14 protein-coding genes are annotated in these 12,927 nt (G+C 69.4%); 6 read left to right on the plus strand and 8 right to left on the minus strand.

Translation table 11 applies throughout. The annotated features are described in order from the left end of the window. Positions 1-346: 346 nt before the first annotated feature. A complete protein-coding gene (locus BLV39_RS11925) occupies positions 347-652 on the minus strand; it encodes an Imm32 family immunity protein (RefSeq protein WP_090790190.1) in 306 nt (101 codons plus the stop codon). Between the two features lie 321 nt (positions 653-973). On the opposite strand from BLV39_RS11925, the gene BLV39_RS11930 reads away from it, so the two are divergent. Then, a complete protein-coding gene (locus BLV39_RS11930) occupies positions 974-2,104 on the plus strand; it encodes a GTP pyrophosphokinase (protein ID WP_090790192.1) in 1,131 nt (376 codons plus the stop codon). A gap of 1,200 nt (positions 2,105-3,304) precedes the next feature. Here the strand turns inward: BLV39_RS11930 and BLV39_RS11935 are convergent. The 5 genes from BLV39_RS11935 to BLV39_RS11955 are packed head-to-tail and all read right to left on the minus strand — an operon-like array spanning position 3,305 to position 5,956. Then, complete coding sequence (locus BLV39_RS11935; RefSeq protein WP_090790194.1) at positions 3,305-3,949, minus strand: DNA alkylation repair protein; 645 nt, start codon at positions 3,947-3,949, stop codon at positions 3,305-3,307. 11 nt (positions 3,950-3,960) lie between these two features. Continuing rightward, positions 3,961-4,398: a cytidine deaminase family protein gene (locus BLV39_RS11940; protein ID WP_204082914.1), complete on the minus strand. Its 438-nt coding sequence runs from the start codon at positions 4,396-4,398 to the stop codon at positions 3,961-3,963. Continuing rightward, positions 4,391-5,140 carry a CPBP family intramembrane glutamic endopeptidase gene (locus BLV39_RS11945; protein WP_090790198.1) on the minus strand — a complete coding sequence of 250 codons (750 nt, stop codon included), beginning with the start codon at positions 5,138-5,140 and terminating at the stop codon, positions 4,391-4,393. Before BLV39_RS11945 ends, BLV39_RS11940 begins: the two co-directional genes overlap by 8 nt. Positions 5,141-5,147: 7 nt before the next feature. Next, positions 5,148-5,462, minus strand: coding sequence for a hypothetical protein (locus tag BLV39_RS11950; RefSeq protein WP_090790200.1), 315 nt, complete (start codon positions 5,460-5,462; stop codon positions 5,148-5,150). A gap of 29 nt (positions 5,463-5,491) precedes the next feature. Next, complete coding sequence (locus tag BLV39_RS11955) at positions 5,492-5,956, minus strand: MarR family winged helix-turn-helix transcriptional regulator (RefSeq protein ID WP_090790202.1); 465 nt, start codon at positions 5,954-5,956, stop codon at positions 5,492-5,494. A 170-nt stretch (positions 5,957-6,126) separates the two neighbouring features. On the opposite strand from BLV39_RS11955, the gene BLV39_RS11960 reads away from it, so the two are divergent. The 5 genes from BLV39_RS11960 to BLV39_RS11980 all read left to right on the plus strand — a co-directional run bounded on the left by BLV39_RS11960 (position 6,127) and on the right by BLV39_RS11980 (position 10,118). Next, positions 6,127-6,330, plus strand: a complete 204-nt coding sequence (locus BLV39_RS11960; RefSeq protein ID WP_090790204.1) for a hypothetical protein — start codon at positions 6,127-6,129, stop codon at positions 6,328-6,330. 88 nt (positions 6,331-6,418) lie between these two features. After that, the gene (locus BLV39_RS11965) at positions 6,419-7,177 is read left to right on the plus strand and encodes a histone H1-like repetitive region-containing protein (RefSeq protein ID WP_090790206.1); all 759 of its coding nucleotides are present in this window, start codon (positions 6,419-6,421) and stop codon (positions 7,175-7,177) included. A gap of 45 nt (positions 7,178-7,222) precedes the next feature. Continuing rightward, a complete protein-coding gene (locus BLV39_RS11970; RefSeq protein WP_090790208.1) occupies positions 7,223-8,665 on the plus strand; it encodes an RNB domain-containing ribonuclease in 1,443 nt (480 codons plus the stop codon). A gap of 20 nt (positions 8,666-8,685) precedes the next feature. Further along, a complete protein-coding gene (npdG, locus tag BLV39_RS11975; RefSeq protein WP_090790210.1) occupies positions 8,686-9,378 on the plus strand; it encodes an NADPH-dependent F420 reductase in 693 nt (230 codons plus the stop codon). 26 nt (positions 9,379-9,404) lie between these two features. After that, the gene (locus BLV39_RS11980; RefSeq protein ID WP_090791424.1) at positions 9,405-10,118 is read left to right on the plus strand and encodes a helical backbone metal receptor; all 714 of its coding nucleotides are present in this window, start codon (positions 9,405-9,407) and stop codon (positions 10,116-10,118) included. Here BLV39_RS11980 and panB read toward each other — a convergent pair. Next, positions 10,101-10,931 carry a 3-methyl-2-oxobutanoate hydroxymethyltransferase gene (gene panB / locus BLV39_RS11985; protein WP_090790212.1) on the minus strand — a complete coding sequence of 277 codons (831 nt, stop codon included), beginning with the start codon at positions 10,929-10,931 and terminating at the stop codon, positions 10,101-10,103. The genes BLV39_RS11980 and panB overlap by 18 nt on opposite strands. A 102-nt stretch (positions 10,932-11,033) precedes the next feature. Beyond that, positions 11,034-12,836: an NAD+ synthase gene (locus BLV39_RS11990; protein ID WP_090790214.1), complete on the minus strand. Its 1,803-nt coding sequence runs from the start codon at positions 12,834-12,836 to the stop codon at positions 11,034-11,036. Positions 12,837-12,927 lie beyond the last annotated feature (91 nt).

The following is a 12,927-nucleotide window of genomic DNA, read 5'->3' on the forward strand; positions in this document are numbered from 1 at the left end:
CTCCTGGTAGCTGCCCTGTTCACCCTGCCTGACCTGCTGTATTTCCCGGCTGTACTGGTCGACGTTGGTCGATTTCGGGTGGCGTTTGACGGCCCCGTGGCGGCCCAGACGGCCCACAGACGGCCCAGCGGAGATCGTCTACAACGGTGTGTTGGCTGGCTTTTGACCTTCGCGCTGGTGGCGGTTGTGTGGGCCGGTGGGCCATCCCGTCGCGCAGGCTTCGCCCGGCTGCCTGTGGTGTGCGGCGGGCGCACCTGATCTGCCGGCCATCCCAGAGCTGCCGAGGGTCCAGGGGCGAGTAGCCCCGGCCGCCGGAGGCCACCTCCGGGTCGTAGGGCCGGAGGCCCTACCCGCCGGAGGCGTCGGTAGACGGGGCACTCGTAGCTGTCTGCGGGTCCCGCGCCAGCATCAGAGATGCGGACTCCAGCGTCAGCGGGACAGTGCCCGGGTCCAGATGGATGTGTGCGCCCGGCGGGGCGTTGCCGTCAGACAATGCGAGGCACCATCGCGCGAGGTCCCGAAGACCGGCAGGGTCGCCGAAGATCTCCACGGTGCCGCCGCGAACCTCAATAGTGATGTTCCCGCCCTCGGCGGGCGCGACGACGCCGCGACCGGGGTCGTACGCAGGGACGGCCAATGCAATATCGTCCATGCGCCAATTGTGCTGTAGTCGACCGCGGTCCGATCAGAGCTGCCCGACGCCCTCAATTAAGGCGACGTCGGGCTTCGTCGCGTCCGCTGTGCCGCCGCGTCTGCTGCCGGCTCGCGCCGGGAGCGAAGCGGCAAGGCGCGAACGGCCGGCAGGGCAGCGACGCGCGGCCCGCAGGGCCGCCTTGAAGACGCATAGAAAGTTCTCACCAGGTGGGGGCATCGTCAGGAGATCGTGTTAGATCCAACTGAGGCTCCGGGCAAACCTTCGCGATTAGCCTTGCCTAGCTACACTGTGGACCGAGAATCTGAAGGTCGATCGGAGATGAACGTGGCCGAAGAGGGCTCGCAAGTTGTGGCGCAATATGCGGTTATTCGCCCGCAGTTCGTGGATTTTGCGGTAAGAATCGAGGGTCTACTAAGGGACTTGCTTACAGAGGCGACCATCGATGTTATTCAGTTAGAAAGCAGAGCAAAAGCTGTTGATAGCTTTGAAGCAAAAATCAGGAGTAAGGGCGGTAAATACAAAGATCCGCTAGGGGAAATGACCGACCTCGCTGGCGTACGCGTTATCACATACTATTTGGAGGATGTGGAGACGGTCGAGACGTTGATAAAGCGCGAGTTTGCGGTCGACCTCAACAACTCGATCGACAAGAGTGCCCAGCTGGATCCCGATAGGTTCGGCTACCTCTCTCGCCACTTCGTCGTGTCGATAAAGTCGCCGCGATCAGACCTGCCTGAATGGGTGCAATTCAAGGATCTCAAGGCCGAGGTTCAAGTTAGAACCGCCCTTCAGCACGCATGGGCAGCGGTAAACCATAAACTGGAGTACAAGAGTGTTGAAGAGGTCCCGAGAGAGCTGAAACGCGGACTTGGCCGACTCAGTGCCCTTTTCGAGATTGCGGACAGTCAATTTTCCTACTATCGAAAAGAAGGTGAGCGCATCGCGGCCAACTATGAGTCGAGTCTTGCGAAAGGTGATTTCGACCTCGAACTTGACTTGTCTTCGTTGGTTGCTGTTCTAGAGAATGCTGAGATCGTCTCTGGTCTGATGCAGGCGGCCGCGAATGCTAACCAAGTCATCCTTCCCGATGATGGCAATGGCGGCGAGCATGCGCTGTTTATCATGTTGAGAGAATTGCGGATTACTTCAGTCGCCCAACTGCTTGAGTGGCTGAGGGAAGCCAGTGGCGACATGGCGCTCGTAGAGGCCGCAAGAGACACTGGTACGGCTAGGATGCCAGTGGACCTCGCAACGTTTATAGCGAATATGCTTCACATAGCTCATCCGGAAATTGATGGGACGGCCTCCGAGCTTTTCCGGATTTCAATCAATTCCGTTAAGGCAGCCCGAAAAGAATACCTTCGCAAAAAGCAGAATAGTCACATTCCAGAACCAAGAGCGCAGAAGCAGTCGACCCCGAATGACGCCCCGGGTTCGACCAGCCCTTAGCCACGTGAGTTCGATGCGGCCCGGTCACCCGCTCAAAATCGTCTTTCCGCCGCCACTTTGGCCGTCAAATCGCACCACACAAGCCGAAAAAAGCCCTTGAATGTCCCGGTCCCCTGGGCAGGCCCGGGGTCGTGCCGTGGTGGCTCGACCAGGCGGCCGCCATCCGGACCGGCCGTCGTCTTGGTACCGCGTTGCGGTCGACCTGAGGAGCGGGGTGCGGGATGCGCCAGCGCGAGGTGTTCGGCCTTGCCGTGGAGGACGTCGAGGTGGATGGCGGGTGGCTGCATGTCGCGCGTCAGGTCAAGCGTGTGCGGTCACGCCTGGTCTTCGGTCGCCGAAGAACGACAACGATCGCCGGGTGCCGCTGCCTAGCTCGGTCGCGGCAAGACTCGCCAGGCACATGGCCGACAACCGCCCGTCGCCCTGACGCTGCCCTGGGAGGACCCTGCCAGTTCCGAGCTGCGGACCTTCCTGCTGGTGATCCACACGACCAGGGACAACGTGGTCAACCGGGGTTGGTTCGACGAGCGCGCGTGGCATCCGTCGCTCCTGTCGGGGGGCCCGGCACCCGCGCGAGACACGGGCATGCCCGCGCTGTGGCACCTCTGCGCCTCAGCGCTGCTCGACGGCGGCGAGAGCATCAAAAGCGCTGGCCGCCTGCCTCGGCCACGCGGACTCCGGATTTACCCCTACGGACCTACACGCACCTGATGCCGGCCAGCGAGGAAAGGACCCGGCGTGCCATTGACGGTCTCTTCGGCCTTCAGCAGCCCCCACAAGGGGAAGTAGCAGGCAAAACCGAAGGTCAAGCATGTCTTCGGTAGCGAATCCGGCGTACAGGCCGACTCGCCCGTCACGCCCTGTTTCGTACGCCATTGCTGCTGGCTACTCTCTCCGCATGGGTCAGCCAGACTGGGTGGTGTTGTCGAGCCGAGGCGACTTGCCGTCGCGGGACCGGCACCGGGCCTGGCGGGCTTGACTCCGCGGCTGGGGCATCGACTGGGATCCCTTCCGGCCTGACGAGCGTCGCGTGGACCACTACCGGGTTTCGGCAGCGGATGGACAGGGCCCCGGCTGCCTATGGGTGTGGCGCGTCCGAACGACGGCACTCGCCCGACTTGGTATCGAGCCGCCCCCACTCTGACTGTGTGGAGGTGTGACACTCCAATGTGGAAATGTGGAAACGCGCGTCCCAGTGTCCTACGTGGCGTGCTGCCGCCGGACCATTTCGGTGATCCAGATCGGTGCGAACGGGGACGTGCAGCCCGGGGAGGTCGGGTAGTCCTCGAGGACCCGCAGGCGCTCGCCGATGTCGATCGCGCGGGATCGGTGGTCCGGGTGGTCGATGCCGATCTGGGCCAGGCAGTGGTTCATCGCCCACTGCAACCGCTCTGGCGCGCCCTTCATCTCCGCCTCGATGACGGACAGCAGCCCGGCCAGATCCAGACCCGCCGGCTTCTTCGTCACCCGGTCGGTGGTCAATGCCCACCCGGCGCTGGCAACGACCGGGTCCCGATCGGCGAACCAGGCCACCCGTAGCTCTTCGGCGTGCGGGCTCTTCTTGACCACATAGTTCACGAGCCAGTCATGGACCTTGGGCGCGCGCGCCGAGCCCAGCATGGCGTCCAGTTCCGGGCGCGAGAACGCCTTCGGGCGGCAGATCAGCAGCGCCAGGAGCCGTGCGGCGGTGTCGTTCGTTGCCCAGAGCTCGACCGCCAGCTCCTGCTGCGTCTTGAGCCGCTTCGCGACCGCGCGCAGCTTGCCGAGGTTCACCCCGTGGTCGTTGCCGTGCTTCTCGTTGGCCGCCCGCGCCTTCGGGTCGTCCAACGCCTCCAGCTCGGCCATTACCGCATCGATCACCGGAACACCGCCGGGTCGAAAGGCTGGGTGCCTTCTGACACCGTCCAGACTCCGCCGAAGGGCATGAGGTCCGTGATGCGGACGCTTCTGACGCCCTGGTCCGTGGGAAGCAGGACGCGGATCTTCGGGTGGTAGTCGAAGAGCACCTGGCGGTCCCGCCCGCACGGACCGACGGGGCCACGGCCCAGGTTGCCGACCGCGACGATCGTCGTCAGCTCCCGGGCTCCCGAGGCGCGCGCGTGGCCCAGGGCAACGAGCTCGGCGCACGGGCCGCCGGTGAAGTGGTAGAGGTTGATGCCGCCGTACATGCGCCCGTCCGCGCCCCGGACCGCCGCGCCCATCGTGTGCACGCCGCCGTCCCCGTCGGTGTTGGCGTCCACGATCTGGCGCGCGTACTCGATCAGCTCGTGGTCCGAAGCGGTCAGTTCACGCATGGCCAGCACCATAGAGGGCCGCGATCACGAAGGGTGTCAACAGGAGCCAGTCGTGGGCGATATGTGCCCCGGTGGCCACCCAGAGCTTCTTTGTCCGGATGTATGACCACGTCAGCGCCATCCGGGCCGCGCCGACGACGAGGACGCACATCGGCACGTTCCAGCCGTACGCCGGCAGGTGCACCAGGCCGAACCACACCGACGACACGACCCACGCCAGTACGATCGCGCGCGTACGCCCGCGGCGCGCGGCTAACCAGTGCAGCAGCGCGAGGAACGGCAGGACGGTCAGCAGCTCCTCGCCGAGCAGCTGCAGCGCGGTCCGCGGGTAGAACGTCGCCAGCCACAACGGTGGTGCGTCGGCGATCTGGTCGAAGATCGGGTTCGGCGGCACCGTGCCGACCAAAGGCCCGACGACGTAACCCGCCACGATCGTGGCGAGAATGGACAGCACGCCGTAACCGAGCATCGCGCGGACGTCGCGCCAGGTCAGGCGCGCGAACAGGCCCGAGACCCGGCCACCGGTGGCGTACGCCAGCGCGGCCAGGGGAATTCCCACGAACAGGGCGGTCGGCACGAAGACGCTGAACGGGCCGTGCAGGAAGTGGCCCACGACGAAGAACGTCGCCAGTGCTGCCAGCACGGCCAGGACCACGACCAGCCAGCGGCGGCCGCTCACCTGGCCGTAGTACGGGAAATCGGCACGACCGGGCCGCTCGAGGGAGAGCGTCAGCTCACGCACGGCGGTGCTACAGCTTGACTGGATTCCAGGTGTAGCGCGCGATCCAGTCCGGGTCCTGGCGGGCGTACGCCTGGAACGCCTCGACCACCTCGTCCAGTGCGGTGACCTCGGTGCCCACGTGGGTCTCGTCGCCGCCCGCGCGGCGTTCCAGGGCGTACCAGTCCTCCTTGACCGCCACCTGGAGGAAGGTGTCGTCGCCGAACTCGAGGATGACGAACCAGTCGTCGATCGTCAGTGCCCGCACCGCGGCCGCGATCTGGGCGGGATCCGGGTCGGGGAGCTGCGTGCCGTCCGCGGTGACGAGGGTGGGGGAGGCAGTCATGCGTGGCAGTATGCCCGGGACAGCCACGCCTAAGGGCGGCGGCGGGCCTGGCTGCGCGCGGCCAGCGCCTCGTTGAGCCGCGTGAGCATGGTGGCCAGCTCGGCCCGGTCGGTCTCCGACCACGAAGCGAGCATCTCGTCGTAGATCTCGGCGCGGGCCATCCGGACGGTCGACATCCGCCGCAGGCCCGACGCGGTGGCCGAGACCAGGGTGCCGCGGCCGTCGTTGGGGTCGGCCTCTCGGGCGATCAGGCCTTCCCGCTCCATGGCGCCGACCTGCCGCGTGACCGTCGAGCCGTCGAGGTTGAGGCGGGCGGCGAGCGCGGAGACGTTCTGTGGGCCGGCTTCGTCGAGGTAGCGCAGGATCACGTAGGCCGCACGGTCGAGGGACCGATGCGCCTCCACAGGGGTGGCCCGCCGGGTCGCCTCGGCGAAGCGCATCAGGAGGGCGACCTCGGTTTCGATCCGGCCGATGACGGAGTCGTCCGCGTTCATGACTGTATGTTACAGACGGAAAACAGCGCGAATTCACGGCCCTTCACTCGGTAGGGACACGCCAGGGGCGATTCAGTCCCTTCCCGTCGCAGCCGGTCTACAGTGGATGGGACCCCCTCTTTTTGTGTGAAACGGTGGCGCTTGGCCGTTTTGCGGTGCACAGTGGTCCCATGAGCGACAGCGGACGTGGGACGGAGTACTACTGGTGCACCCGTCACCACAGGGTCGAGACGCAGGCTGACATCTGCCCTGCGATGTACGTGCTCGGTCCCTTCGGGTCCAAGTCCGACGCCGAGAACGCCCTGCAATCCGTGCAGGAGCGCAACGAGGCGTGGGACGAAGAGGACCGCCGCTGGGCAGGGGAGGAGAGGTAAGCGCCGCGGCACTCGTACACGGCGAGCAACTCCGCGGTCTCCGCGACGGAGCCGGACCCGACGCACGTCTCGCAAGGAGGAAACCACCATGGCCGAAGCGTTGAAGGCCAAGACACCGAAGGCCGCGAAACGCGCGGCTCCGAAGAAACCCGCGGCCAAGCGTACGAGCGCGGCTTCCCGCGTCTCGAGCACCGCGCGGAAGACCGTCGTTCGAAAGAGTGTGGCCGCGCAGACGCCCGCGCGTAAGACGGTCACCAGCAAGGCAACCGCCAAGAAGGCGCCCGCGAAACGGGCTGCGGCGAAGCGGACGACCGCCAAGAAGACCACCGCGCGCAAGACCGCGACGACCCGGACGCCCGCGAAGCGCACCACCGCTAAGCGGACCACCGTGGCGAAGCGGACCACCGCGGCCAAGCGGACCACCGCGGTGAAGCGCACCGCCGCCAAGAAGACCACCGCGCGCAAGGCCACCACCGCGCGCAAGACCGCGGCCAAGAAGACCACGACGCGCCCCACGGCGCGTAAGGCCGCCACCAAGGCGCCCGCGAAGCGGGCCACTGCCAAGAAGACCGCGGCGAAGAAGACCACGGCCCGCAAGACCACGGCCAAGAAGACCAGCGCCGCGCGCAAGACGGCCACCAAGCGGGCCACCACCGCCAAGACGGCCGCGAAGCGCGCGCCGGCGAAGCGGGCAACCGCCAAGAAGGCACCCGCCAAGCGGACGGCGGCCAAGAAGACCACCACCGCCCGCAAGACGGCTACCAAGCGGACCACCACCGCGCGCAAGAGCACGGTGCGCAAGGCGGCCAGCCCGCGTAAGGCGACCGCCCGCAAGTCCGCCCGATAAAAAGATCCATCGAGCGGGGCGCTCGGCGGCTGGTATGAAGTACCGGTGGTGACCAGACGCGTCCGAGCGCCCCAGTTCGACTTCGCCGCGCTGCGTCGCGAGTTGGACCTGCCTGACAGGTTCCCGCCCGCGGCGCAGCGCGAGGCCGAGGAGGCCGCGTCCGCTCCGCTGCCGGACCGGCCCGACCGCACCGACATCCCGTTCGTCACGATCGACCCGATCGGGTCCCGCGACCTCGACCAGGCGATGTGCCTGACGCGCCGCCCGGGCGGCTATCGCGTGCACTACGCGATCGCCGACGTGGCGGCGTTCGTGCGTCCGGGCGGCGCGCTGGAGGAAGAGACCTGGCGCCGCGGCCAGACCGTCTACCTCCCGGACGGCAACGTCCCGCTGCACCCGGTCGCGCTCAGCGAGGGCGCGGCGAGCCTGCTGCCGGACCGCACCCGGGCCGCCGTGCTGTGGACGATCGACCTCGACGCGCACGGCGGCACGACCGCCGTCGCGCTCCAGCGGGCCCTGGTGCGCAGCCGGGCGCAGCTCGACTACGCCACGGTGCAGGCCCAGTTCGACGCCGGCACGGCGGCCGAGTCGATCGCCCTGCTGCCGGAGATCGGCGCCCGGCTGACCGAGCGCGGCCTCGACCGCGGGGCGATCAACCTGCCCCTGCCCGAACAGGAGATCGAACGCGACGGCGCCGGCTACCGGCTGGTGCTCCGGGCGCCGCTGCCGGCCGAGGAGCACAACGCGCAGATCTCGCTGCTGACCGGCGTGGCCGCCGCCGGCATCATGCTGGCCGGCGGGGTCGGCCTGTTGCGGACCATGCCGCCGCCGGACCCGGCGGCGGTGCAGCGGCTGCGCGCCGCCGCGCACGCGCTCGGCATCGCCTGGCCGGACGGCGCTGCGGTGGGCCGGGTGATCGCCGCGGTCGACGCCTCCGACCCGCGCGGGGCCGCGTTCCTCGACCAGGCCGCCGAGCTGATGCGCGGCGCCGGCTACACGGCCTTCGACGGCACGACCCCGGAGCAGTCCACGCACGGCGGCGTGGCGGCCTCCTACGCGCACGTGACGGCCCCGTTGCGCCGGCTGGCCGATCGGTACGCCACCGAGGCCGCTCTGGCCCTCACAGGCGGCCTGACGGTGCCCGAATGGGCGCGCGCGGCACTGCCGAAGCTGCCCAAGGTGATGGGCGGCACCGACCGGGTCACGAGCGCGGCGGCCCGGGGCGCGGTCGACCTGACCGAGGCGGTGCTGCTCCAGGACCGGATCGGCGAGACGTTCGACGCCGCGGTGGTCGACGTCGACAGCCCGCGCCGCACCGCGCCGGCGCCGGCCAACCCGGACGGCCGCCAGCCCGGCGGCACGGTCGCCCTCGACGAGCCGGCCGTTCGCGGGCGGTGCACGGGCGAGCTGCCGCTCGGCGAGCGGGTCAGGGTGACCCTGGTCACCGCGGACCCGGTCAAGCGGACGGTGCTGTTCACCCGGAAGTAAGTGTTTGGGACGATGCCCGCATGGCCTACGACCCCAGCGCGCTTCCCGACGTGTCCGGCTTGACCGTCGCCATCATCGGCGGCACCGGCGACCAGGGCCGGGGCCTCGCGTACCGGCTGGCCCGCGCGGGCCAGAGCGTGCTGATCGGCTCCCGCCAGGCCGCCCGCGCGACCGCCTCGGCGGACGAGATCTCCGCGCTGCCGGGCGTCACCCGGCCGGTCGAGGGCGGCGCCAACGCCGACGTGGCCGAGGCCGCCGACCTGACGATCATCGCGGTGCCGTGGGCCGGCCACCGGGACACCGTCACCGCGCTGCGCCACCCGCTGGCCGGCAAGCTGGTCGTCGACTGCGTCAACCCGCTGGGCTTCGACAGCCACGGTCCGTTCCCGCTGCACGTCGACGAGGGCAGCGCCGCGCAGCAGGCGGCGGCGCTGCTGCCCGAGTCGACCGTGGCCGCGGCCTTCAACCACGTGAGCGCGCCGCTGCTGGCCGACCCGGCCGTCGAGTCGATGGACCTCGACGTGCTGATCTGCGCCGAGGACCGGCACCTGGCCGGCGTGGTGGCGGGGCTGTGCGCCCGGATCCCCGGCATGCGCGGCATCTACGCGGGCCGGCTCCGCAACGCCCACCAGGTCGAGGCGCTGACCGCCAACCTGATCGCGATCAACCGCCGCTACAAGGCGCACGCCGGGTTCCGGGTGACGGACGTCTGAACGACGACCTCGGCACGCCCGTCCCGCTGGCCGGCCCGCCCCGCCGGGTCGTCTCGCTGGTGCCCTCGCTGACCGAGGCGGTCGCCCGTACCGTGCCGTCGCTGCTGGTCGGTGCGACCGACTGGTGCGTGGAGCCCGCCGGGCTCGACGTGCTCCGGGTGGGCGGCACGAAATATCCCGATCTCGACCGCGTCCGGGCCGCCGCGCCCGACCTCGTGCTGGCCAACGCCGAGGAGAACCGCCGCGCGGACGTCGAGGCGCTGCGGGCGGCCGGAGTGCCGGTCTGGGTGACCTATCCGCGGACGCTGCCCTCGGCTCTGACGTCGCTCGAACGGCTGCTGGCCGCGCTGGGCGCGGCGCCGCCGGATTGGTTGCGGTCCGCGCGGGAGGCCTGGTCACAGCCGTTCACAGGGGTACGCCGGAGCGCGCTGATCCCGGTCTGGCGGCGGCCGTGGGTCGTGCTGGGTTCGGACACCTTCGCCGGCGACCTGCTGGCCCGGCTCGGCGTGGACAACGTCTACGCGACGGCCGCCGAGCGCTATCCGCGCCCACCGCTGGCGGAGTTGCGAGCGGCGGGCGCGGACCTGCTGGTGTTGCCGGACGAGCCGTACGCGTTCACCGCCGACGACGGCCCGGAGGCGTTCCCGGGACTGCCGTACGCGCTGGTCAGCGGCCGGCACCTGACGTGGTACGGCCCATCCCTGGCGGAGGCGCGCGCGGTGCTAGAAGCTGTGCTCTGAGCTGGGGAACTGCCCGCCGCGCACCTCGTCGCCGAACTGGGCGGCGGCGTCGCGGAGGGTGCCGTGCAGGTCGGCGTAGCGCTTGACGAACCGCGGCAGCTTGCCGGTGCGCATCCCGGCCATGTCCTGCCAGACCAGCACCTGGGCGTCGGTCTCGGGCCCGGCACCGATGCCGACCGTGGGCACGCCGATCTCGTTGGTGATCCGCTTGGCGACGTGGGCGGGCACCATCTCCAGCACCACGGCGAAGGCACCGGCGTCGGCCACCGCGTGCGCGTCGGCGATCACCTCTTCGGCCGCGTCGCCCCGGCCCTGCACCCGGTAGCCGCCGAGCGTGTGCTCACTCTGCGGTGTGAACCCGATGTGCGCCATGACCGGGATGCCGGCCGCGGTGATCGCCTCGATCTGCGGCGCGGTCCGCCGCCCACCCTCGAGCTTGACGGCGTGGCAGCCGCCCTCCTTCATGAACCGCACAGCGGTCCGCAGGGCCTGGGTCGGCCCCTCCTCGTACGAGCCGAACGGCAGGTCACCGACGACCAGCGCGCGTTTCGTGGCGCGGACCACGGCCTTCACCAGCGGCAGAAGCTCGTCCACGGTGACGGCCAGGGTGGTCTCGTACCCGAACACGTTGTTGGCGGCCGAGTCACCGACGAGCAGCACGGGAATCCCGGCCTCATCGAAGATCGCGGCGGTGTACTGGTCGTACGCGGTCAACATGGGCCACCGCTCACCGCGCTCCTTGGCGGCGATCAGCTCCCGAGTGCGTACACGACGGTTGGGGGGCCCGCCGTAGAGGGACGGTTGCTCGCTCATCGCAGCTTCTCCTCTCGCCTCAAGGCCGCTCCGGTGCGGTCCCTGGGCACCCTCCGATCGTCCCACCGGAGTCCCGCCGAGGAGAGACGAGCGTGGAATCTTTCACACGCCGGACGGGTCGATCTCGCGCCAGCGGCTCGTGATGGGTAGGCGGCGGTCGCGGCCGAAGGCCTTGATGGAGATCTTGGTGCCCGGGGCCGACTGGCGGCGTTTGTACTCCGCCAGGTCGACCAGGCGCAGCACCCGGTCGACCAGGGCCGGGTCGTGGCCGGCGGCGATCAGGTCGGCGCGGCCCTGGTCGCCGTCGACGTAGGACAGCAGGATCGCGTCGAGTTGGTCGTAGTCGGGGAGCGAGTCCGTGTCGAGCTGGTCCGGGCGCAGTTCCGCGCTCGGTGGCTTGGAGATCGAGTTCTCCGGGATCGGCGGCTCCTCGCCGACCCGCAGGGCCTCGTCGTTGCGCCAGCGCGCCAGCTTCCAGACCAGCGTCTTCGGCACGTCCTTGAGCGGGTTGAAGCCGCCCACCGAGTCGCCGTAGAGGGTCGAGTAGCCCACCGCGAGCTCGCTCTTGTTGCCCGTGGTCAGGACCAGCGGGCCCTCCTGGTTGGAGATCGACATCAGGACGACGCCGCGGACGCGGGCCTGGAGGTTCTCCAGGGCCAGGCCCGAGAGCGACATCTTCGTCTGGAAGCTGTCGACCATCGCCTGGATCTCGTGGATCCGCAGCTCCAGGCCGGTGCGCTTGGCCATCTCGGCGGCGTCCTCGCGGGAGTGCGACGACGAGTGCTGGCTGGGCATCGACACGCCTATCACGTCCTGCGCGCCGATCGCGTCGACCGCGATCGCGGCGACCACCGCCGAGTCGATGCCGCCCGAGACGCCGAGGACGACCTTGTGGAACCCGTTCTTGCGGACGTAGTCGCGCAGGCCCAGCACCAGCGCCTGCCAGACCTCCGCGTCGTCGTCGAGGCGCACGGCGTGGCCGCCCTGGACCGGGGGCTCGCCGAGCGCGGGGTGCGGGTCCGAGACGTGCACCCGCTCGATGCCCATCTGGTCGCCGCCCACCTCGGCCCTGATCGGGGGCGTGGAAGGCGGGCTCGACGGTGGCGGCGGCAGCAGGCCCAGCGGCAGGTCGAGGTCGTGGATCAGCAGGTGCTCGGCCATCTGCGGCGACCGGGACAGCACCTCGCCGCCGGCGGTGACGATCATGGAGTCGCCGTCGAAGACGAGCTCGTCCTGGCCGCCGACCATGTTGAGGTAGGCCACCGTGGCGTCCGCCTCGGCCGCGCGCCGGCGGACCAGCGCCAGCCGGGTGTCGTCCTTGTTGAGCTCGTACGGCGAGCCGTTGATGGTGAGCACCAGGCCCACGCGCGCCCGACGGGCGGCCGCGAACGGGCCGCCGGCCTGCCACATGTCCTCGCAGATGGTCAGCGCCACGTCGATGCCCTCGATCCGGACCACGACGAGCGTGTTGCCGGGTACGAAATAGCGGTCCTCGTCGAAAACGCCGTAGTTGGGCAGGTGGTGCTTGAAGTAGCGGGCCACCACCCGGCCCCGGTGCAGTACCGCGGCCGCGTTACGGGGACCGGCGCTCGGGTCGGTCGCGGAGTTGACGGCCGGCGGGCCGTCGGCGTCGAGGTAGCCGACCACGACCGGGGTGTCGCCGAGCCCGTCGGCGTCGAGGTCCCCGGCCAGCCGCTGCAGCGCGGAGCACGTCGCGGCCAGGAACGACTGGCGGAAGACCAGGTCCTCTATCGGGTAGCCGGTCAGCATCATCTCGGGGAACACGACGAGACGGGAGCCCGCGTCGACGGCGGCGCGCGTGCTGGAGCGGACGATCGCGGCGTTGCCGGCGAGGTCGCCGACCGTCGGGTTCACCTGCGCGAGCGCGATACGCAACGTGGGCATGCGTCAATCCTTCCACCCGCGAGCGAGTGTGTGATCACCACGAACCCGCCGCATCGGCGGGCATCGTCCTACCGTAACGTTGCCGTAACGA

The organism is Asanoa ishikariensis, from assembly GCF_900107455.1.
Taxonomy (GTDB): Bacteria; Actinomycetota; Actinomycetes; order Mycobacteriales; family Micromonosporaceae; genus Asanoa; species Asanoa ishikariensis.